Source organism: Myxococcaceae bacterium JPH2 (assembly GCA_016458225.1).
In the GTDB taxonomy this organism is placed as follows: Bacteria; Myxococcota; Myxococcia; order Myxococcales; family Myxococcaceae; genus Citreicoccus.
In genome coordinates, this window is record JAEMGR010000026.1 from 49,278 (window position 1) to 68,805 (window position 19,528).

The 19,528-nt window shown below is 70.0% G+C and carries 18 protein-coding genes; 10 read left to right on the forward strand and 8 right to left on the reverse strand.

From position 1 onward, the window contains the following. The first annotated feature begins 82 nt into the window (after window positions 1-82). The gene (locus JGU66_28720; GenBank protein MBJ6764768.1) at window positions 83-1,528 is read left to right on the forward strand and encodes a nicotinate phosphoribosyltransferase; all 1,446 of its coding nucleotides are present in this window, start codon (window positions 83-85) and stop codon (window positions 1,526-1,528) included. 14 nt (window positions 1,529-1,542) lie between these two features. Further along, window positions 1,543-2,517 (forward strand): nicotinamidase, encoded by a 975-nt coding sequence (locus JGU66_28725; GenBank protein MBJ6764769.1) that lies wholly within the window; start codon window positions 1,543-1,545, stop codon window positions 2,515-2,517. Window positions 2,518-2,656: 139 nt separating this feature from the next. On the opposite strand, the gene JGU66_28730 is transcribed toward JGU66_28725, so the two are convergent. The 3 genes from JGU66_28730 to JGU66_28740 are packed head-to-tail and all read right to left on the reverse strand — an operon-like array spanning window position 2,657 to window position 5,601. After that, window positions 2,657-3,769, reverse strand: coding sequence for a glycerate kinase (locus tag JGU66_28730; protein MBJ6764770.1), 1,113 nt, complete (start codon window positions 3,767-3,769; stop codon window positions 2,657-2,659). A gap of 2 nt (window positions 3,770-3,771) precedes the next feature. Further along, window positions 3,772-4,254: a YkgJ family cysteine cluster protein gene (locus JGU66_28735; GenBank protein MBJ6764771.1), complete on the reverse strand. Its 483-nt coding sequence runs from the start codon at window positions 4,252-4,254 to the stop codon at window positions 3,772-3,774. Between the two features lie 60 nt (window positions 4,255-4,314). Next, complete coding sequence (locus JGU66_28740) at window positions 4,315-5,601, reverse strand: class I SAM-dependent rRNA methyltransferase (protein MBJ6764772.1); 1,287 nt, start codon at window positions 5,599-5,601, stop codon at window positions 4,315-4,317. A 77-nt stretch (window positions 5,602-5,678) separates the two neighbouring features. Here JGU66_28740 and JGU66_28745 point away from each other — a divergent pair, with 77 nt between their 5' ends. Together JGU66_28745 and JGU66_28750 are read left to right on the forward strand one after the other, a co-directional pair. Continuing rightward, the gene (locus JGU66_28745) at window positions 5,679-6,200 is read left to right on the forward strand and encodes a hypothetical protein (protein ID MBJ6764773.1); all 522 of its coding nucleotides are present in this window, start codon (window positions 5,679-5,681) and stop codon (window positions 6,198-6,200) included. Between the two features lie 118 nt (window positions 6,201-6,318). Further along, complete coding sequence (locus JGU66_28750; GenBank protein MBJ6764774.1) at window positions 6,319-6,861, forward strand: FxsA family protein; 543 nt, start codon at window positions 6,319-6,321, stop codon at window positions 6,859-6,861. Here the strand turns inward: JGU66_28750 and JGU66_28755 are convergent. Together JGU66_28755 and JGU66_28760 are read right to left on the reverse strand one after the other, a co-directional pair. Beyond that, window positions 6,833-8,530 (reverse strand): FecR domain-containing protein, encoded by a 1,698-nt coding sequence (locus tag JGU66_28755; GenBank protein MBJ6764775.1) that lies wholly within the window; start codon window positions 8,528-8,530, stop codon window positions 6,833-6,835. The genes JGU66_28750 and JGU66_28755 overlap by 29 nt on opposite strands. After that, window positions 8,517-9,185 (reverse strand): sigma-70 family RNA polymerase sigma factor, encoded by a 669-nt coding sequence (locus JGU66_28760; GenBank protein MBJ6764776.1) that lies wholly within the window; start codon window positions 9,183-9,185, stop codon window positions 8,517-8,519. Before JGU66_28760 ends, JGU66_28755 begins: the two co-directional genes overlap by 14 nt. A 237-nt stretch (window positions 9,186-9,422) precedes the next feature. On the opposite strand from JGU66_28760, the gene JGU66_28765 reads away from it, so the two are divergent. Continuing rightward, on the forward strand, window positions 9,423-10,613 hold the full coding sequence (locus JGU66_28765) for a hypothetical protein (GenBank protein MBJ6764777.1): 1,191 nt from the start codon (window positions 9,423-9,425) through the stop codon (window positions 10,611-10,613). A gap of 4 nt (window positions 10,614-10,617) precedes the next feature. Here the strand turns inward: JGU66_28765 and JGU66_28770 are convergent, their stop codons facing one another. Continuing rightward, a complete protein-coding gene (locus JGU66_28770; GenBank protein MBJ6764778.1) occupies window positions 10,618-11,562 on the reverse strand; it encodes a class I SAM-dependent methyltransferase in 945 nt (314 codons plus the stop codon). A 177-nt stretch (window positions 11,563-11,739) separates the two neighbouring features. Here JGU66_28770 and JGU66_28775 point away from each other — a divergent pair, with 177 nt between their 5' ends. The 3 genes from JGU66_28775 to JGU66_28785 are packed head-to-tail and all read left to right on the forward strand — an operon-like array spanning window position 11,740 to window position 14,153. Next, window positions 11,740-12,501 carry a crotonase/enoyl-CoA hydratase family protein gene (locus tag JGU66_28775; GenBank protein MBJ6764779.1) on the forward strand — a complete coding sequence of 254 codons (762 nt, stop codon included), beginning with the start codon at window positions 11,740-11,742 and terminating at the stop codon, window positions 12,499-12,501. Window positions 12,502-12,557: 56 nt separating this feature from the next. Further along, the gene (locus JGU66_28780; GenBank protein MBJ6764780.1) at window positions 12,558-13,703 is read left to right on the forward strand and encodes a cystathionine gamma-synthase; all 1,146 of its coding nucleotides are present in this window, start codon (window positions 12,558-12,560) and stop codon (window positions 13,701-13,703) included. 3 nt (window positions 13,704-13,706) lie between these two features. Beyond that, window positions 13,707-14,153, forward strand: coding sequence for a MaoC family dehydratase (locus JGU66_28785; protein ID MBJ6764781.1), 447 nt, complete (start codon window positions 13,707-13,709; stop codon window positions 14,151-14,153). Window positions 14,154-14,225: 72 nt separating this feature from the next. Here the strand turns inward: JGU66_28785 and JGU66_28790 are convergent, their stop codons facing one another. Further along, entirely contained in the window at window positions 14,226-15,593 is a 1,368-nt protein-coding gene (locus JGU66_28790) for a pyridoxal-phosphate dependent enzyme (protein ID MBJ6764782.1), read from the reverse strand. A gap of 278 nt (window positions 15,594-15,871) precedes the next feature. Between JGU66_28790 and JGU66_28795 the strand changes: the two genes are divergently transcribed. Beyond that, a complete protein-coding gene (locus JGU66_28795) occupies window positions 15,872-16,912 on the forward strand; it encodes a phosphotransferase (GenBank protein ID MBJ6764783.1) in 1,041 nt (346 codons plus the stop codon). 25 nt (window positions 16,913-16,937) lie between these two features. Beyond that, entirely contained in the window at window positions 16,938-17,972 is a 1,035-nt protein-coding gene (locus JGU66_28800) for an NDP-sugar synthase (protein MBJ6764784.1), read from the forward strand. 6 nt (window positions 17,973-17,978) lie between these two features. On the opposite strand, the gene JGU66_28805 is transcribed toward JGU66_28800, so the two are convergent. Next, window positions 17,979-19,499 carry a hypothetical protein gene (locus tag JGU66_28805; GenBank protein ID MBJ6764785.1) on the reverse strand — a complete coding sequence of 507 codons (1,521 nt, stop codon included), beginning with the start codon at window positions 19,497-19,499 and terminating at the stop codon, window positions 17,979-17,981. Window positions 19,500-19,528 lie beyond the last annotated feature (29 nt).

The following is a 19,528-nucleotide window of genomic DNA, read 5'->3' on the forward strand; positions in this document are numbered from 1 at the left end:
TCACTCCCGCCGAACGCGGAATGGTGAAACATGCGGCCACCGCGCTTAGTCTCCTGGGCAACGGAAGGGAGCACCCCCAGGAATGGCGACATCGCTGCTCGCGACGGATGGCTACAAGTTCAGCATGGCGGAGGCTGGCTGGCCGCTTCGCCAGGAGACCTTCTATTACGCGCACCGCAAGGGCGGGCTCCAGGTCATGCCGCTGGACGTGGAGGCGTTCGTTCGGGACCTCCTTCCCTCGCCCGTGCCCGAAGACTACGAGTACCTCGCTCGCTACGACTACGAGATGGGCGTGGGCTTCAAGGCCGCCATCCTCCGGCGCGAGCGGCTCAAGGTCCGCGCCATTCCGCGCGGCGCGCTCTTCTATCCGCGCGAGCCCATCTTCACCCTGACAGGCCCTTCGGCCCTGGTGTCTTGGGTAGAGCCGTTGCTGTTGCAACTCAACTACCGCATTCAGGTGGCCACCCAGGCGCTGACGGATCGCGAGGGGCTCTCTCGCGCGCTGTCGGTCGTCACCTGCGAGGAGCAGAAGCGCATCGCGTTGGAGACGCTCGACGCGGTGGGCGTCAAGCCGGTTTCCATCACCGTGGACGCCGAGGGCTACTCCCGCCGGGTGCGTGCGCTGGTGAAGGAGCTGGTGGACGTGGTGGAGGACCCGGCGCGCATCTTCGAGGTGGGCCTGCGCGCGGCCACGTGCATGGAGCAGCATGAGCTGGCGCTCCGCGCGTGCAAGGACGCGGGGGTGCAGCGCACGAGCAACGTGGCGCTGGCCAGCAAGCTGGGGATGATTCCCGTGGGCACCATGGGCCACGAGCACGTGCAGCGGTATGGCTCGGACGAGGTGGCGTTCCGCGCCATCCGCGAGCGCCGGCCGCAGCGCTCCAGCTATCTGCTGGACACCTTCGACACGCTCACCTCGGGCGTGCCCGCGGCCTTCAAGCTCATCAGCGAGGACCCCGGCGCGGGGGACTCCATCCGCTTCGACTCGGGCAACAAGAAGCTCCAGTACCTCTACGCGGTGACGCGTGCGCGCGACCTGGGCATCCGTCCGGTCAACATCCTGGAAGACGGCCTGGACGCGCAGGCCACGCGCGAGTTCGAGGAGCTGCGGCGTCAGGTGGGCTGGGAGCCCTCGGCGCAGTTCTACGGCTACGGTGGCCACATCGTCGCGAAGGCCATGGGGTGCCCCTTCACGCGCGACCGCGTGGCGGCCATCTACAAGCTGTCGCGCACGGGCAGCACGCCGGTGATGAAGTTCGGCAATGAGCTGGCCGAGGGCAAGCAGAGCATCCCGGGCGCGCCCGTGCTGCTGCGTCGTCGAAGCGGCTCGGGGCCCATCGGGCTGGTGGCGCAGGAAGGGGAGGAGGTGCCGGAGGGCTACTTCCCGCTGATGGAGGCCGCGCCCGAGACGCCGTCGCTGGTGGGTTCGCAGAGCATCGCGCCCGAGGATGCTCGCGTGGGTTACTCCCCCGTGACGCAGGCGCTCGTGCAGGAACTCACGCGCCGCCACTTCCCCCACGGCCGCTGAAGGAGGACGACGCCATGGCCCTGCTTCCCATGCCCCGGTTTCACGAGGACGCGCGCGTCAGCCAGCTCTACCTGGAGCGCGCCGCCGAGGTCGCCGAGGAGGCTCGGCGTTACGCGGCCGAGCACCGCATCCGGCCCGCGCGCGAAGACACATTGCGCATCGCCGCGTTCGGTATCGACGCGCAGGTGGCGTTCTGCACCCCGGGCGCGAGCCTCTTCGTTCCCGGCGCCGTCGAGGACACGCAGCGGACGCTGCGGTGGTTGCATGGCCATTTGGATCGACTCACGGCGCTGGTGTTCTCGCTCGACACGCATCGCGCCTTCCAAATCTTCCATCCCGCGTGGTGGCGCGATGCCCGAGGGCTTCCGCCACCGCCGTTGACGGTCATCACCGCGGACGCGGTGCGCGCGGGTGTCTGGACCGCCACGCGTCACCCCGAGGAGAGCCTCGCGTACTGCGAGCGGCTGGAGGCCAGCGGCCGGTACGTCCTCACCATCTGGCCGTATCACGCGCTCTTGGGTGGGCAGAGCCACGGGCTCGTTCCCGCGATGTATGAGGCGAGCCTCTTCCATGCCCTCGTGCGCGACACGCCCACGCACTTCGAGCTGAAGGGCGAGCATCCGCTCACGGAGAACTACTCCGTGCTGGCGCCTGAGGTGACGGAGGTGCGCGGCCAGAAGGTCGGCGAGTTCAACACGCGCCTCTTCGAGCACTTGATGTCGTTCGATCGCGTCTACGTCTTCGGGCAGGCCAAGTCCCACTGCGTGCTCTCCACGCTGCGGGACCTGCAGCAGCACATCGAGCGCACGGCCCCCTCGAAGATGGGGCGCATCCACATCCTCGAGGACGCGATGAGTCCGGTGCCCGCGCCGCCGCTGGAGCCGCTGCCGCCCGCGCTCGACTTCCCGCGCGTGGCGGACGCGGCGGTGCGTGACTTCGCTCGGGCGGGCATGCGCGTGGTGCGCACCACGGATCCGCTGGACGTCTGAGTCGCGCGCTGGAAAGCACGGTGCGCGTGACCTCGACTGCTCCAAGGCACGCGTGCCGCGAGTCTGCGAGTGACTCAGGCCGAGGCCGCGGGCATGTGACGTGGACTGCTTCTCGGCACTTGCCCGTCTCGTGCTGGGCTCAGTGCCCGAGTCGTGTCGCGGCCCAGCGCGCGGCTGCCTCGCGCAGGATGCTCGCGGGGGGGGCCGTCGTCGTGGGCGCGGCGGACAGGTCCACGACCTGGTGGAACAGGGACGGGTTGAGTCCGTCCTCGCGTCGCACGGAGCCCGCGAAGAGCACCACCTGCGTGCCGTGCTCGCGCGCGAGCTGCGCCAGGGCTCCAGGGCCCTTGCCCAAGGAGGTCTGCCGATCGAACTGCCCTTCGCCCGTCAGCACCACGTCCGCGAGCAGCACGCGTCGCTCCAGGCCCAACGCTCGCGCGACCAGCTCATAGCCGGACACCAGCCGCCCTCCCGCCAGCGCTGCCAGCCCGTAGCCCAGGCCACCCGCCGCGCCCGCGCCCGCGCGCTGCGCAGGGCCTTCCCCGACGACCGCGGCGAGCCTCGCGAGCCCTGCCTCCAGCTCCTCCACGGCCGCCGCGTCCGCGCCCTTCTGCGGCCCGAACAGCCGCGCGGCACCATCGGGCCCCAGAAGCGGTGAACTCACGTCCGTGGCCACGAGCAGCTCCACTCGCCCGAGCGCCGGATGTCGCCCCGAGGCATCCACCCTCGACAGGTCCACCAGCGACGCTCCGCCGGGTCTCAGCGTTCGCCCCGCTGCGTCCAGGAAGCGATAGCCCAGCGCCTCCAACGCGCCCTTGCCGCCATCGGTGGTCGCGCTGCCGCCCAGTCCGACGATGAGCCGATCGCAGCCCGAGTCCAGCGCGGTGCGCATCAGCTCGCCCGTCCCATGGGTGCAGGCATTGCGCGCGTCACGCCCGGACGTGGGCACGAGGGACAGTCCCGAGGCCGCGGCCATCTCCACCACCGCCGTGCGCCCGTCATCCAGCAGCGCCCAGCTCGCCTCGACGGGCGTGCCCAGCGGGCCACGCACCACCACGCGGCGGCGCTCGCCTCGCGTGCCCTCCAGCAGCGCGTCCACCGTGCCGGGCCCGCCGTCCGCCAGCGGCGCGATGTCCAACACCACCTCGGGAGAGACGGAGCGCACGCCCTCGGCCATTGCGTTCGCGGCCTGCGCGGCGCGGAGGGTGCCTTTGAATTCCTGCGGGGCGACGAGCCAGCGGGGACGAATCACGGTCAGGGCGCCTGGGTCTGGGTTCGCGAATACCACTCGAGAATGGGACGCGGTCCGGTGAGCGCGGGCTCCATGCGTCGGGACACCCGCTCCAGCCGCTCCAGCATCGCGGCCACGGCCTCCGCGGGCTGCCGCGCGGGGCCCCGGATGCGCTCACAGAAGAACGTGCGACAGCCGAAGGGACGGTCCGCGTACACCGTGCAGCGAAGGCCCGCCGCATCCAGGAAGGGACAGCCACCATCGGCGCGGGGAGGCGGAAGCTCGCGGCCCGTCGTCAGCAGCTTCCACTCGGGCGCCCACAGCCAGGGTTGCCGCTGGGTGCGTGAGAGCTGACAGCACTCGCCGCTGGCCGGACACGAGAACGGGGCATAGGCCGCATCCGCCTGCCGGTACACGGCGCGGACCTCGCGCAGCGCGCGGTCCCACGCCCGTGACCCGCCGGGGGGCGGCTCGCCATCATCCTCGTCCCAGTCTTGCTTCCACATCGCTGGCCCGGTCTCTCACGTCGGGTCCCCGGAGGTCGACTCCATGGGTCGGCCCTGACTTCATAGCACGCGCAGGACGAAACACTTCAGGTAGCGCGTCTCACGCAGGTTGAGGAGGACGGGGTGGTCACGGCCCGCGCCGCGTCGCTCGATGATCTGCACGCGGCGGCGCGCGTCCGCGGCGGCGGAGGCGAGCATGTCTTCGAAGCCCTGCTCATCCACGTGGTACGTGCAGCTCGCGGAGATGAGGATGCCACCGGGCTTGAGGAGCTGGAGCGCGCGGAGGTTGATCTCCTTGTAGCCGCGCACCGCCGCCGCGATGGCGTCCTTGTTCTTCGCGAACGAGGGCGGATCCAACACGATGGTGTCGAAGCGCCGGCCCTCGTCCACCGCGTCGCGCAGGAAGTCGAACGCGTTGGCGGTCACCACATCCAGGTTGGAGAGCTTGTTGGCGGCGGCGTTGTCGCGCAGCTGCGCGCCGGCCGCCTCGGAGATCTCCACGGCGGTGACGTGGCGCGCGCGCGTGGCGAGCTGCAACGCGAACCCACCCACGTAGCTGAAGCAGTCCAGCGCATCGCCCGAGGCGTACTGCGCGGCCAGCACGTGGTTCTCGCGCTGGTCCAGGAAGGCGCCCGTCTTCTGGCCCTCCAGCAGGTCCGCGCGCATGCGCACGAGCCCCTCGTCGAACGAGACGGGCCCGGGAGGCAGGGCGCCGCGCAACAGGCCCTTCTCCTGGGGCAGCCCCTCCAGCACGCGCACGCCCACGTCCGAGCGGTTCACGATGCCGCGCGGGTGCAACAGCTCCTCGAGCAGGTCCGCGATGAGCTCCTTGCGCTGCTCCATGGCGGGCACGAGGAACTGCACGCTGAGGTAGTCGCCGTAGCGGTCCACCACGAGCCCCGGCAGGCCATCGGCCTCTCCGTGCACGAGCCGATAGGTCTTCTCGCCGGGGAGGGCCTGCTGGCGCAGCGCGTTCGCGGACTGGAGGCGCTGGCGGAAGAAGTCCGCGTCCACGGCCACGTCGTCGTAGCTGAGCCAGCGGAGGGAAATCTTGGAGTGCTTCGAGTAGAGCGCCTTGCCGATGAACCAGCCGCGCCCATCGATGACGCGCACGACCTCGCCGCCCGCGAGGGCCGGGTCGCCATTGAGGTCCGCGCGGTAGATCCACGGGTGGCCGGCCTGCCAGCGATCGACACCCCGGCGCACGAGGGAGACCTGGGGCGTGCCATCGGGGCCCAGGTCCGGGGTGGTGCGGTCGGGGGCCAGCTTCTCGGGGCGGGGATGCGGACGGCCCCGGCCGGAGGCGGAAGGCGGGCCTGAGCGGCGGTGGGGAGGGGGCTTCGTCACGACACTCCGGGGGGCGAGAGGGGGGAAGGGGAGGGCATGCGGTGGAACACCTCGCGCGGCGTATACTCGCAACCCGCGTGAGATACGAGTTGCTCCTGCAGACGATGACGCCCGGGACCGCCTATGACGCGGCGCGGGTGGATGCGCTCCTCGCCGAGCGCTCCGTGGTCCTCCGTCCCGACGGCCAGCGGGTGTGGCGCTTGCCCGACGGCGACGTGGAGGTGGGCGTGTTGCGCGAGGCCGGTCAGGTGGTCGCGACCGAGCTGCGCGTCCCGCTGTCCGAGCGCAGCGAGTTGATGCGCGCGACCGTGGTGGAGGCCGCCGCGCTGGCCGCCGCTGCGGGCGCCCGCTTGTTCGACCCCCAGCTCGGCCGAGCCCTGGAGGCGCAGGACGCGGGCCCGGTGGTGGAGCAGTACACGCGCACGGCGCGCTACGCGGGCGAGGTGGCGGGGCTGCCCGAGGCCATCGGTGCCTCCTACGCGATGCCCGAGCCGCAGGGCTTCTCGCCCGGCACGCGCTTCCTGCTGTTCGCCATGGGCGCCTTCGTCGTCCTGTACTTCGTCGTGGGCGCGCTCATCGACCGGCTCAACGGCCGGTAGTCCGCGCGTCCACCCGGCGTCCAAGTCGAGCGAGCGCGGTCCCACTCCGAGCGCGAGAGGACGTGCCGAGGCACGCATGGCGCGAGCACCTCCGCCGCCCTGGCATTAGGGTGGAGGTGTGACCCGGTTTCTCATCGCCGCCTTCATCCTCGTCCCTGTTCTGGAGCTGTACCTGCTCGTCGTCATCGGGCGGCAGATCGGGCTCGTGCCGATGCTGCTCCTGCTCGTGTCCTCGGCGCTGGTGGGTGGCGTCGTCGCGCGGTGGAAGGCCCGACAGGTCTTCGATGGCTGGCGCGAGGCGGTCTCTCGTGGACGGATGCCGGAGGAAGGGCTGCTGAGCGGCGCGCTGGTGTTGCTGGGCGGCGCCTTGCTCATCGCTCCTGGAATCCTCACCGACATCGCGGGCGCGCTGCTCATGCTGCCGCCTGTGCGCCGCCTCGTGTCGAAGCGCGCGCGTCGCTCGCTGGAGCGTCACATCCGCGATGGCTCGCTCCGCGTGACGCAAGTTCGCGTGGGCATGCCCACGGACTTCGAAGGCGACGCGCCCACGCCTTTTCCGGGGGAGCGCCCCATGTCCTTCCCTCGGAGTGAGTCAGGGCGTCGCGGCACCTCGGGAGAGGTCGACGCCGAGTTCACCACGGACGCCGAGCCCCGGGGTTGACCGCTGGGCGCGGTCCCTCTGGAGCACGAGGCCACGGCGCGCCGGACGGAGTCACGCGAGGCGGGGTGGTGGCGGGGCGTCGGTCCTCGTTCGACGGGAGGGGCACGGCGGGTGGCGGAATCGCGGCCCGTGCCTCGGATGCATGGCGCCCGTTGGGGAACTCGCTCAGGTAGCGCCGGTACTCGTCCTCGGCGGAGGTCGAGTGTTGCCGCACCTTGAAGCAGCGCGCGCGCAGGTAGCGTGCCTGTTCGCGATGCTCCTCTCGAGGGCTGTGCTCGGCGATCTCCTGGAGTCCCACGAGGAAGCCCTCGCAGGTCCGGGTGATGGCGTGCACGCGCGCGTATCCGAGGAACCGCTCATCCGCGTCCGAGGCCATCAGTCCGCCAGGAATCAGGCCACCCAAGCCTCGCGACACTGGCGTGACCCGCGTCACAGGAGGTGGCTCCGAGGGCGCTGGGACCAGCGTGTTCAAGGCCACTGCGTTGCCAGCTCCAGGCGAAGCGGTGGAGGCCGCGGGATAAGGCTCGAACTCCTCCGTGGCCTCCGGAGCCTGGGGCGCTGAGTTCACCGCTGGGGACGGCTCCACCGGCGGGACCGGGACTGCCTGCGGAAGCGCCTGGGCCACGGGCGCTGAAGCAGGCTGCGGCTTCTCAAGCGCAGGCTTCGTCACGAGCGCATGCGGCGGAGGGAGTCCGGCCAGCTCGCGGAAGGCCAACTGGTCCTCGGCGGACAGCGCGCGACCTCGGGGTGACTGGCCATTCGCGCGGACATCGAAGCGCTCGCCCGCGCCGAGGAAGCGCGGCGGCTGGCCTTCCACCTCCACCCGCACGCGTCCCTCCAGCACCGCCACCGAGACGCCAGCGCGCGAGTGCTCGACAGAGAACACCGTGCCCACCACGTGCACGCGCAGGCCCGCCGACTCGACCGTGAAGCCACTTCGCGGCGCATGCGAGGCCTGCACCGCCAGCCGTCCCTCGCGCACCACGAGGTGCACGGCGTGGGGTTCGGCCTGGGCGAGCACGACGTCGCTTCCGCCAGACACGCGCACGCGGCTCGCGTCGGGCAGGCGCAGCAGCGCGGAGGACTTCCCAGGGGTGCGCACCGCCATGCCCGAGCGCAGGCGCATGCCCGGCGCCAGCGCGTGCTCCGTCGTGGGCGCTTGCCCCGGCTCATTCACCTCGCGCAGCAGCGCACCCGTGGCGCTCTCGGTCTCTGTCATCGCGACGGCGGTGGCGGGAATTGGATCCGGCACGCTCGGAGGCGGAGGCGGAGGACTGAGGGGCCGTTGCGAGGGCAGGGGCTCCGCTACGCGCACGGGCTTGGCGATGGGCGCCCCCGACGGCGCGCGATGCGGAAGCCACCACAGCACCAGCGCGAGCAGACACGCGGCGCCCAGTGCCCAGGGAAGGCTCTGACTGTGCCAGCCAAACGAGGGTCGCGCGAGGCGCTTCGCCGCTTCCTCGCGCAGCGTCGTGTCCACGTGGGCCCACCGCACGGGCGGCATGGCCTCGCGAGCCTGCGTGAGCGCGGCGCGGGCCTCGTGGACCTGGGCGAGCGCCTGGGTGCAGTCGGCGCACTGCGCCACGTGCGCCTGCACCCGCGCGCGCTCGTCCGGAGGCAGCTCATCCGCGGCGAGCGCCCACAGCGCCTGCGTCTCATGGCGTCCCATGCGAGCCTCCGACGCGGCGGTTGTCGAGCTGGTGCTGCATGGCCTGGGTGAACTCCTGTCGGGCGTGGTGCAGGCGGCTGCGCACGGTGTTGACCGAGCTTCCCACGGCCAGGGCAATCTCATCCGGGCTCATGCCGCACAGCTCGTGGTAGACGAAGACGATGCGCTTCTTGGGCTTGAGGCGCTCCAGCGCGGCCTCCACCAATCGCTGGGCCTGATGGCGCTCCGCGGCGCGCTCGGGGCTCTCGCCGGGGGAGATGGACTCGGGAGGCTCGGCGAACGGGTCCTCGGGACGTCGCCGTTTCCAGCGCAGGTGGCTGAGCGCCACGTTGGCGCATACCCGATAGAAGAACGTCCGGAAGCGCGCCTCACCTCGGAAGCCCTTCACCGCCGTGAGCAGCCGCAGGTAGGCCTCCTGCAGCAGGTCCTCCACATCCACGCGATTGCCCACCAGGTGGCGCAGGGTGCGCGCCGCGTCCACCCGGGTGTGGGCGTAGAGCAGCTCGAACGCGGACGAGTCCCCCTCTTGAAGGCGGCGCACCCAGAGCTGGAGCTGGGCCTCGTCCGCGCTGGGCGGCGAGGTGGGGTCGTTTGGACCAGGGCGTGCCTCGGGCGCGCGGGTCGACAGCCGGGCGCGGGCTCCACGCAAGAACACCGGGGTTCCCCCCTCGGGGACGCGCCAGGTTGTGCTCCCGCTCAGAAGCACCCCGCCGTCCGTGTGAATGGTCCAGGTGGGCACACTACCTCCGAGTCCCTGGGTCTCCGGAGCGTGGAAAAGAGATCAAAAATAATTTTGATCAATTCAGGGACATCCCGCGTCGAAGTAGGGCGAAACCGGAGAACCTGCCCGGTGGCCGGACCGGACCCCTTCTTGCTCCCGGAGTCCCCCTTGATGCGGAACCCTTCCGCGCGCGGACCGTGGCTTGTGCCACTGCTCGCGCTGCTCTTTGCCCTTCCTGGCTGCATCGTCGATACCCGAGGCACCGACGATGAGTGGTGCCCGGACGACGGCTCGTCTTCCTCCACGTGCTTCGACTCTTCGGACTGTCGCGCCGGGCAGTACTGTCGCGCCGGCACGTGTCGCGAAATTCCGCCCAATGGGCAGACGTGCACGTTCTCCAAGGATTGTGGCTCGGGCAAGACGTGCATCAACGGCTACTGCAACCAGCCCTGCACCCGCAGCTCGGACTGCGGCGCCAACAGCTACTGCAAGGACAACTATTGCGAGTCGCTCCCCGTCATCTATGACGCGGGCACGCCCTCGCGCCCCGACGCGGGCACCAAGCCCGATGCCGGCACCAAGCCGGATGCGGGCACGTCGACGGACGCTGGCACTCCTCCCACGGATGCGGGCACTCCCACGTGTCGCCTGAACACGGATTGTGGCGCGGGCAACTACTGCATCAACAACCAGTGCTTCCAGGGCTGTGAGAAGGATTCGCAGTGCGCCGCCGCGGACATGTGTGTCTATGGCGTGTGCCGCCCGCGCCCGCCGGATCCGAACGCGTGCACGACCGGAGCGCAGTGCCCCGGAGGCAAGGACTGCGTCAACGGCCAGTGCCGCGCGCCGTGCGCCTCCACCACCGAGTGCCCGTCCGACTCGAAGTGCGAAATCGGATACTGCATGCCCATCCCGGCCAGCGGCACCTGCAAGGCCAACTGCGAGTGCCCCGCCGGCAATGTCTGCACCAACGGCATCTGCAAGTCGCCGACGCCTCAGCCCGAGGAGGGCACGAAGTGCGCGGCCAACTGCGATTGCCCCTCGGGGGCGGTGTGCACCAACGGCTACTGCCGCATGCCCCCGGCGCCGGATGCGGGCACGGGCGGAGGCACCAGCTGCGAGGCCAACTGCGATTGTCCGTCGGGACAGGTGTGCGCCAAGGGCTATTGCAAGCCCGCGTCGCAGCCCGTGCCGGATGCGGGCACCGGCACCGTGTGCCGCGTGAACTGCGAGTGCCCCGCTGGCAACGTCTGCTCCAACGGCTTCTGCGCCCCGGTCAACCAGGGCAGCGGCAAGGCGTGCGTGGCCAACTGCGAGTGCCCGGCGGGCGAGCACTGCCAGGACAAGGTCTGCTGGCTGTAGTGCTTCAGCGCGAGGGGGCCACCATGCGCCAGCAGCGGTGGATCTCCTTGCGCTGGAAGTCCTCGGGGATGGAGCCGGGCGTGAGTTCCTCCACGTGCTGCATGTCGCGCGTGGCGGACTCCTTCAGCTCGAAGCCGAGGTAGTTGGTGGAGAAGTAGAGGACACCTCCGGGAGCCAGCACGGCCCGGAGGTGTTCCAGCATCCGCACGTGGTCGCGCTGCACGTCGAACGAGCCCGCCATCCGCTTGGACGTGGAGAACGACGGCGGATCGCACACCACCAAATCGAACTGCTCCGAGCCCTCGCGCGCCTGGGCCTCCAGCCACGCCTTCGCGTCGGCGCGGATGAGCACGTGTCGCGCGTCCGCCAGCTTGTTGAGCGCGAGGTTCTCCTCCGCCCAGTCGAGGTACGTGTTGGACAGGTCCACCGTCACCGTGCTCCGCGCGCCACCCGCCGCGGCGTAGACAGTGAAGGCGCCCGTGTACGCGAACAGGTTCAGGACGCGCAGCCCCCGTGCCTCCGAGCGCACCCGCGCGCGCGTGTTGCGGTGGTCCATGAAGAGGCCGGTGTCCAGGTAGTCGCCCAGGTTCACCCAGAACTTCAGGCCCTGCTCCTCCACCGTGAAGCGCTCGCTGCCCTGGCCCACCCGGCCGTACTGCGAGCGGCCCCACGGCTGCGGCGTATGCGTCTTCACGCGGATCCGCTCGGCCGGAATGGCGAGCACCGCGGTGACGGCGGCGAGCACCTCCTCGCGCTGCGTCTCGGTGGTGCCGTCGCGCAGGGCCCGGCGGCGCGGGTACTCCACGACGTGCGCGTGGTCACCGTAGAGGTCCACCGCGTAGGGGTACTCGGGGACGTCGCGGTCGTAGACGCGGAAGGCGGTGAGGCCCTGGGCCTGGGCCCACTTGCGCAGCCGCTTGGCGTTCTTGCGCAGGCGGTTCTCGAACATCCCTCCCGATGAGGTTCCGGGGGTGGGCTCGCGGGGGTCGGTGGGCTGCGTCATGTCCTCGTGTCCTTCCTGTCCGGCCCCTCATTCCCGACTCGAAGACATCCGGCAAGCGCCGTGATGCTCCGCGCGCGACTTCCCATGGACGCCCAGGGGGCGAGCGAGGGAGAAATGTGGCCCATGAGCGTGCGCGTCGAGAAGCAGGGCCCCGTCACCACGGTCATCCTGGAGCGACCCGAGGTCCGCAACGCGGTGGACCGCGACACCGCGCACGCGCTGGCGGAGGCCTTCCGCGCGTTCGACGCGGACCCCGACGCGCGCGTGGGCGTGCTGCACGGCGAGGCGGGGACGTTCTGCGCGGGCGCGGACCTCAAGGCCGTGGCCGAGGGACGCCTGCTCCGCCTGGAGCCCGAGGGCGATGGCCCCATGGGTCCCTCGCGCATGCTCCTGGGCAAGCCCGTGGTGGCGTCCATCGCGGGGCACGCTGTCGCGGGGGGCCTGGAGCTGGCGCTCTGGTGCGACCTGCGCGTGGCGGAGGAGGACGCGGTGTTGGGCGTCTTCTGTCGGCGCTGGGGCGTGCCCCTCATCGACGGCGGCACGGTGCGGCTGCCCCGGCTCATCGGGCTGTCGCGTGCGCTGGACCTCATCCTCACGGGCCGGCCGGTGTCCGCCCAGGAGGCGCTCGGCATGGGCCTGGTCAACCGCGTGGTGCCGAAGGGGCAGGGGCGCGAGGCCGCCGAGGCTCTGGCGCAGCAGCTCGCGGGCTTCCCTCAGGCGTGCATGAACGCGGACCGCCGCTCGGCCTACACCCAGGCGGACCTGTCCCTGGAGGACGCGCTGCGGCACGAGTTCCAGGAGGGAGTGAAGGTCCTGGAGTCCGAGTCGCTGGCGGGCGCGACGCGCTTCGCCCGAGGGGCAGGGCGGCACGGCCGCTTCGAGTAGACACCCCTCGGGCGCGAGCGATGCGCGCGGACGACGAGTGTGTTAGTTCGCGACCCATGCGCTTCGACACGCTCGCGATTCATGCCGGCCAGGAGCCGGACCCCACCACTGGCGCCATCATGACGCCGGTCTACCTGACCTCCACCTACGTCCAGGACGGCCCCGGGGAGCACAAGGGCTACGAGTACAGCCGGACGCAGAACCCCACGCGCAAGGCGCTGCAGGACTGCCTGGCCGCGCTGGAGGGGGCGAAGTACGGCGCCGCGTTCGCCTCGGGGCTCGCGGGCACCGACATGATGATGCACATGCTGGAGGCGGGTGACCACGTCATCGTCTCCGACGATGTGTACGGCGGCACGTTCCGCATCTTCGACAAGGTCTTCAAGCGCTCGGGCCTGCAGTTCTCCTTCGTGGACCTGTCCAAGCCGGAGAACTTCGAGGCGGCCATCACCCCGAAGACGAAGATGGTCTGGGTGGAGTCGCCGACGAACCCGATGCTCAAGCTCATCGACCTGGGCCGCATCGCGGAGGTGGCGAAGAAGCGGGGCATCCTCGCCGTCGCGGACAACACGTTCATGACGCCCTACTTCCAGCGCCCGCTGGACCTGGGCTTCGACGTGGTCGTGCACTCGACCACCAAGTACCTCAACGGCCACAGCGACGTGGTGGGCGGCTTCGTCTGCACCAACCGCGATGACATCGCCGAGCGGATGTACTTCCTGCAGAACGCGGTGGGCGGCGTGTCCGGCGCGTTCGACAGCTTCCTCGTGCTGCGCGGCGTGAAGACGCTGCACGTGCGCATGGATCGCCACGCGCAGAACGCGATGAAGATTTCGCAGTTCCTCACCACGCACCCGAAGGTGAAGAAGGTCACCTACCCGGGCCTGGAGACGCACCCGCAGCACGCGCTCGCGCGCCAGCAGATGAAGGGCTTCGGCGGCATGCTGACGTTCGACATCCACGGCGGGCTGGAGGCCGCGCGCACCTTCCTGAAGACGGTGAAGGTGTTCGCGTGCGCCGAGTCGCTCGGTGGCGTGGAGTCGCTCATCGAGCACCCGGCCATCATGACGCACGCCTCGGTGCCCCGGGAGACGCGCGAGAAGCTGGGCATCGCGGATGGCTTCATCCGCCTGTCCGTCGGCATCGAGGACGCGCAGGACCTCATCGACGACCTGTCCCAGGCGCTCGCCGCGGTGAAGTAGTCCATGCGCTACTTCGAGGACTTCGAGGTCGGCGAGGTGAGCGAGTGCGGACCGCACGTCGTGACGCGCGAGGAGATCCTCGCGTTCGCGAAGCAGTTCGATCCGCAGCCGTTCCACGTGGATGACGAGGCGGCGCGCCAGAGCATCTTCGGTGGCATCATCGCCAGCGGCTGGCACACCGCCGCCATCTGCCACCGCCTGGTGGTGGAGGGGCTGTTGGGCAAGGCCGCCAGCATGGGCTCGCCGGGCGTGGACGAGCTGCGCTGGCTCAAGCCCGTGCGCCCGGGCGATGCGCTGTCGGTGCGCGTGGAGCTGCTCGAGGCGATTCCCTCGCGCAGCAAGCCGGACCGCGGCTCGTTCAAGTTCCGCTTCACGGTGAGCAACCAGAAGGGCGAGGTGGTGATGACGGAGATCGCCAACGCCCTGTTCGCGCGCCGCCCACCGGCCTGAAACACCGCGGGCCTCCAACTCCCAAGATGGGGAGCTTGGAGGCCCGGGGAACCGCTGGCGCAGCGAGCGTGACTACGCCGCCGTGCGGTGCAGGAAGTCGATGAGGTCGATCTTCGTCACGATGGCGATGGCCTTCTCGCCCTGCTTCACCACGGCCACGTTGTCCTTGGCGAAAATCTCGCGCAGGCGGGTGATGCTCGTCTCGGGGGCCACGGCGCCCTGGAGCGGCGCGACGATGGGCTCGATGGAGTCGGTGAACTTCACCTTGCCGGCCACCAGCGCGTTGAGCAGGTCCACCTCGTGCACCATGCCGGACACGCGACCGTCGTCCGACACCACGGGCATCTGGCTGATGCCGTGGCCGCGCATGGTCTCCACCACGTGGTCCACGCGCTCACCGCGGCGCGCCGTCTTCAGCTCGCGCGGCTTGTCCCCGATGATGTCGCGCACCGTGCCCGCGCCCTTCTCCTCGGCGAAGCCGTTGTCGCGCATCCACTCGTCCGAGTGGAACTTGCTGATGTAGCTGCTGCCCGCGTCCGGGAGGATGACGACGATGGTCTTCCCCTTGCCGACTTCCTTGGCCAGCTGCACCGCCACGTGCACCGCGGCGCCGGAGGAGCCACCCGCGAAGATGCCCTCCTCGCGCGCGAGCCGCCGGGCGGCGATGAAGCACTGGCGGTCATCCACCTGCCGCACGTCGTCCACGACCTTGAAGTCCATGGCGCCGCACAGCATGTCCTCGCCAATGCCCTCGACCTTGTAGACGTGCGGCTCGGTGAGCTTGCCCGTCTTGAAGTAGCCCTCGTAGACGGAGCCCTCGGGGTCCACGCCCACGTTCTTCAGGCCGGGGATCTTCTCCTTGAGGAACTTGCCCGCGCCGCTCATCGTGCCGCCGGTGCCCAGGCCCGACACGAAGTAGTCGAACTTGCCCTCGGTCTGCTCGTAAATCTCGCGGCCCGTCGTGTGGTAGTGGGCCTCGATGTTGTCCGGGTTGTGGTACTGGTTCAGCATGAACGCGCCCGGCGTCTCGCGGTGCAGCCGCTTGGCCGTCTCGTAGTAGCTGCGCGGATCCTCGGCCGGCACGTTCGTCGGCGTCACCACCACCTGCGCGCCGAGCGCCTTCAGGCGGTTGATCTTCTCCAGGGACATCTTGTCCGGCATGGTGAAGATGCACTTGTAGCCCTTGACCGCCGCGGCCAGCGCCACGCCCATGCCGGTGTTGCCGGACGTGTTCTCCACGATGGTGCCACCCGGCTTGAGCTTCCCCTCTTTCTCGGCCTTCTCGATGATGTAGAGCGCCATGCGGTCCTTGATGGACGCGCCCGGGTTCATGAACTCGCACTTGACGAGCACGGTCGCGTCGTTGGGTCCGACGAGCTTGTTGAGCTTGACCAGCGGCGTGTGGCCAATGGCGGAGAGAATGGTGTCGTGGATGTCCATCAGGGCTTCCGAAAAAGGGGGTTCGCGAGGGCTTATATGCTCCGGGCCTTCCAGGGGAAACATGCCCGTGGGGCTTGCCCTTCCTGACGCGTCCGGCCGCGCACGTCCGAGGGCGAGGGGAGGGCCTGTCCGCCCGGCCCTCGCCGGATGGCCCGTCGCGTAGGAGACAGCCGGCCAGGCCCATGGGGGCCGCGGAAACGGGGACTTTGACCCGGATCGCCCTGGCTCCCATACTCGGCGCCAACCTGCATTTCCTCCGTTTGGAGAACCTTCCCGTGATGGACATCGAGGCCGCCCTGCGCGACCAGGTGGGATTGGCCATGGGCCGTCCCGTGCCGCACGCCCCCGTCAAGAAGCTCAAGGGCGATGCGAGCAACCGCTCCTACTACCGCGTCGGACAGCCCCCGGAGAGCTGGGTGGTGATGGTGATGCCACTCGACGCGACGAAGAAGAGCGAGGAGGCCACCAAGGGTGAGCCGCCCAAGGAGCTGCCCTTCGTCAACGTGCACCGCTACTTGAAGGCGCTGGGCGTGCGCGTGCCGGAGATTGTCCGCTACGACGAGCCCGCCGGGATGATGGTGCTGGAGGACCTGAGCGACATCACCTTCGAGTCCGCGCTGGAGGGCGGCAAGCACCAGGAGGCGCTCTACACCCGCGCGGTGGACCTGCTGGCGCACCTGCGCTTCCAGGCCGAGCAGAAGCCCGACGCGGACTGCCTCGCCTTCACGCGCTCCTTCGACGAGGACCTGTACGACTGGGAGCTGCACCACTTCCGCGAGTGGGGCCTGGAGGCCTGGAGCGGCAAGAAGCCCACGGACGCGGAGCGCGCGCAGCTCGATGCGACGTTCCGGGACATCGCGCGGCAGCTCGCGGCGGCGCCCAAGGGCTTCACGCATCGCGACTACCAGAGCCGCAACATCATGGTGAAGGAGCGCGAGCTGGTCGTCATCGACTTCCAGGACGCGCTCCAGGGCCCGCGCCAGTACGACCTCGTGGCGCTGTTGCGCGACAGCTACGTGGAGCTGGACCGCGACTTCGTGGACGCGATGTTGGACCGCTACATCGCCACGTTCAGCGCGCTGAGCGGCGAGCGCATCGACGCGACATCGTTCAAGGCGTTCTTCGACCTGCTCACCATCCAGCGCAAGCTGAAGGACGCGGGCCGCTTCGAGTTCATTAACCGCGTGAAGGGCAACCCAGGCTTCCTGGTGTCCATCCCCGCGAGCCTGCGCTACGTGCGCGCCGCCTTCGCGCGGCGGCCCGAGTTGGCGGGACTCCAGGCGCTGATCGCGAAGTACGTTCCCGAACTGGCGCCCTGAGCGCACGCGTCCCCAGGGAGACTCGATGAAGGCGATGGTCCTCTGCGCGGGCCTGGGCACGCGCCTGCGCCCGCTCACTGAGCGTTGGCCCAAGCCGGCGCTGCCCTTCCTGGGGCAGCCGCTGTTGCGCTACCACCTGTCGGTGCTGAAGGCCGCGGGCGTGACGGCGGTGGGCATCAACACGCACCACCTGCCGGACACCATGGCGGCGGTGGCGCGTGCCGAGTGCGAGCGCGCGGGCCTTCCGCTGCACGTCGTCCACGAGCCCGTCATCCAGGGGACGGGCGGTGGCATTCGAGGCCTGCGGGACTTCCTCCGCGACGATGACTTCCTCGTCTTCAACGGGGACATCCTCTTCCCGGTGGACCTGCGGCCGGTGGTGGCCGCGCATCGCGCGTCGGGCGCGGTGGCGACCATGGTGCTCTTGCCCATGCCGGAAGGAGAGTCCTACGCGGCGGTGGAGCTGGACTCAGGAGGGCAGGTGCGCCGCATCGCGGGCTTCGGCCCTGGTGGCGAGGGCCTGTCTCCCTGGCACTTCACCGGCGTGCACGTGATGTCGCCGCGCGTCTTCGACTTCATGTCGGCTGCCGGTGCCGAGGACATCAACCGCGATGTGTACGTGCGGGTGATGCAGGCCGGGCTGCCCGTGCGAGGGGCCCAGGTGGAGGCGTACTGGTCCGACCTGGGCACGCCCTCGCGCTATCTGGCCACGGTGCGCGATGCGCTCTCGGGGCGTGTGCCGCTGGGCTCGCTGGGCGCGGACTCGCCGCTCGCGGGACTGAGGCCCACGGCGGGACAGGTCTGGGTGCATCCCGAGGCGCGTGTGGCCTCGTCCGCTGAACTCCAGGGCCCGGCCTTTATCGGCGCACGCGCGGTGGTGGATGCGGGCGCGCAGGTGGGCGCTTGCGTGGCGGTGGGCGAGGGCGCGCGAGTGGGGCAGGGCGCTCGGCTCACGCGGTGCGCGGTGTTCGAGGATACTGAGGTGGCTTCCGCGGAGGCGCTGACCGAGGTGCTTGCCTGGGGACCGCACCGCGTGCCCGCGCCATTGTCGGGCCCCTAGCCGTCGTCAGTGCTTCTTCTGCGGCTTCGGTGGCGACACGACCTGGGCATCGATGCCCGTGCCATCTGGCTTCCATCGCACGTCCACCGCCACGCCCGCGCCGAATGACACGCGCACGCGGTCGTTGGGGCTTGCCCAGGTCAGCGACACTTCCGCGGACTCACTGGGGTCGCCTGGGCGCTCGATGAGGCTGTTCTGGCCGAACATGATGAGGTTGCCGTAGGTTCCCCACGTGAGCACAGGGGTGCGCTTGGGGTGAGACGCCTCCAGCCGGACGAGGCTCAATGTCGTCGAGTCCGTGGCTCCGTTCAGGCCGCTGGTGTACTCGCCCATGGTGGGCTCTGTTTCCACGAGCACCACGCCCGGGGTGCCATCCTTGAATCGGAAGGGCAGGGACGTCCCCCCTGTGCTCCACAGGGCACGCGGCCCCGTGCCCGTGCTCGCGATGAGCAATGTTCCGGGCGGGTTCCCGCCACGCACGCTCACCCGAGTGAAGTCCGTGTCGCTCACGGGCTCGGCCTTGCCGAACTCCCAAAGGCCGTAAAGGTGCTGGTTGACGCGTGACAGTTCCACTCGGCACGCGCGGCGCTCGTAGTTCCGGGGAGCAACCTGCTGGGACTGGACGCCTCGCCACACGTCGCCCATGCGCATGAAGAACTTGGGCAGCGGCTCGAAGGCGTCGCGAATGCCCACGGGCAGGGCTCCGGGTGCGTCCAACTCGGGAATGGCCTCGATGCGTTTGGCCGCGAGCGGGTGCGCCAGCTTCACCACTTGAAACGTGGAGGGCTCGCCCCATTTGGGCGCGGGGTGTGTCGACCGCAGCACTTCTTTCGCGCTGGGACCGCCCGCGTCAATGGCATCCACGCGCACACGCAGGGCCTGAATCTCACCCCGAGGGATGAACACCAGCGCCCCCGGCTGGAGCCAGGCCTTCAGGTGATAGCCGCGCTCGGTCTTCGAGGCTTCATAGCGGATGTCCTGGGCGCCGAGCGCGGGGGCGAGTCGGGCGGCCGCGTAGGCCTCCGCGTCGTAGAGCACGGGCGCGCGCCCGTCGGGGAACAGCCCCAGGTGGGCCAGCCCGAAGAAGGCGCGGACCCGCCGGGAGGGCGTCTGTCCCAGCTCCGCGCTCGCGGCCTTCAGCTCTGGCTCACAGTCTCCTTCGGCGCCCTCGTTATTGACCCCCGGGTCCACCACCGTGCCCTGGATGAGCGCGTCGAGTGCGGCCGCGTCATCCTTGCCGTCCACGGTGACGAGCTCCCTGCCCCCGATGGGTAGCAGGAAGCGGGTCGGGCCGATGTCACTCAGGCGCTCCAGCGCGAACCAGACCTCCACATGGTCCGAATGCACCGGATCCGCGGAGACCGAGGGCGTGGTGTCCACCACCTCCACGTCGAGCAGCAACTGCTGCCCATCCGAGGAGAGGGTCGCCACGGAGGGCGAGCCCTTTTCTCCGCGCACGTTGAGGGGCGCGGAGAAGTCCGGCGCCGCCGCCAGCGTGCTCACCACCACGAGAGCCCACGACACCATGAGGTGCTCCAGGTCGACGGCGGTTAGGC

Excerpts from the sequence above, each read along its gene's own strand:
- JGU66_28720 (MBJ6764768.1), top strand. The coding sequence starts at position 83 with ATGGCGACATCGCTGCTCGCGACGGATGGCTACAAGTTCAGCATGGCG.
- JGU66_28725 (MBJ6764769.1), top strand. The coding sequence starts at position 1,543 with ATGGCCCTGCTTCCCATGCCCCGGTTTCACGAGGACGCGCGCGTCAGC.
- JGU66_28735 (MBJ6764771.1), bottom strand. The coding sequence starts at position 4,254 with ATGTGGAAGCAAGACTGGGACGAGGATGATGGCGAGCCGCCCCCCGGC.
- JGU66_28755 (MBJ6764775.1), bottom strand. The coding sequence starts at position 8,530 with ATGGGACGCCATGAGACGCAGGCGCTGTGGGCGCTCGCCGCGGATGAG.
- JGU66_28765 (MBJ6764777.1), top strand. The coding sequence starts at position 9,423 with ATGCGGAACCCTTCCGCGCGCGGACCGTGGCTTGTGCCACTGCTCGCG.
- JGU66_28770 (MBJ6764778.1), bottom strand. The coding sequence starts at position 11,562 with ATGTTCGAGAACCGCCTGCGCAAGAACGCCAAGCGGCTGCGCAAGTGG.
- JGU66_28775 (MBJ6764779.1), top strand. The coding sequence starts at position 11,740 with ATGAGCGTGCGCGTCGAGAAGCAGGGCCCCGTCACCACGGTCATCCTG.
- JGU66_28780 (MBJ6764780.1), top strand. The coding sequence starts at position 12,558 with ATGCGCTTCGACACGCTCGCGATTCATGCCGGCCAGGAGCCGGACCCC.
- JGU66_28785 (MBJ6764781.1), top strand. The coding sequence starts at position 13,707 with ATGCGCTACTTCGAGGACTTCGAGGTCGGCGAGGTGAGCGAGTGCGGA.
- JGU66_28790 (MBJ6764782.1), bottom strand. The coding sequence starts at position 15,593 with ATGGACATCCACGACACCATTCTCTCCGCCATTGGCCACACGCCGCTG.
- JGU66_28795 (MBJ6764783.1), top strand. The coding sequence starts at position 15,872 with ATGGACATCGAGGCCGCCCTGCGCGACCAGGTGGGATTGGCCATGGGC.
- JGU66_28800 (MBJ6764784.1), top strand. The coding sequence starts at position 16,938 with ATGAAGGCGATGGTCCTCTGCGCGGGCCTGGGCACGCGCCTGCGCCCG.
- JGU66_28805 (MBJ6764785.1), bottom strand. The coding sequence starts at position 19,499 with ATGGTGTCGTGGGCTCTCGTGGTGGTGAGCACGCTGGCGGCGGCGCCG.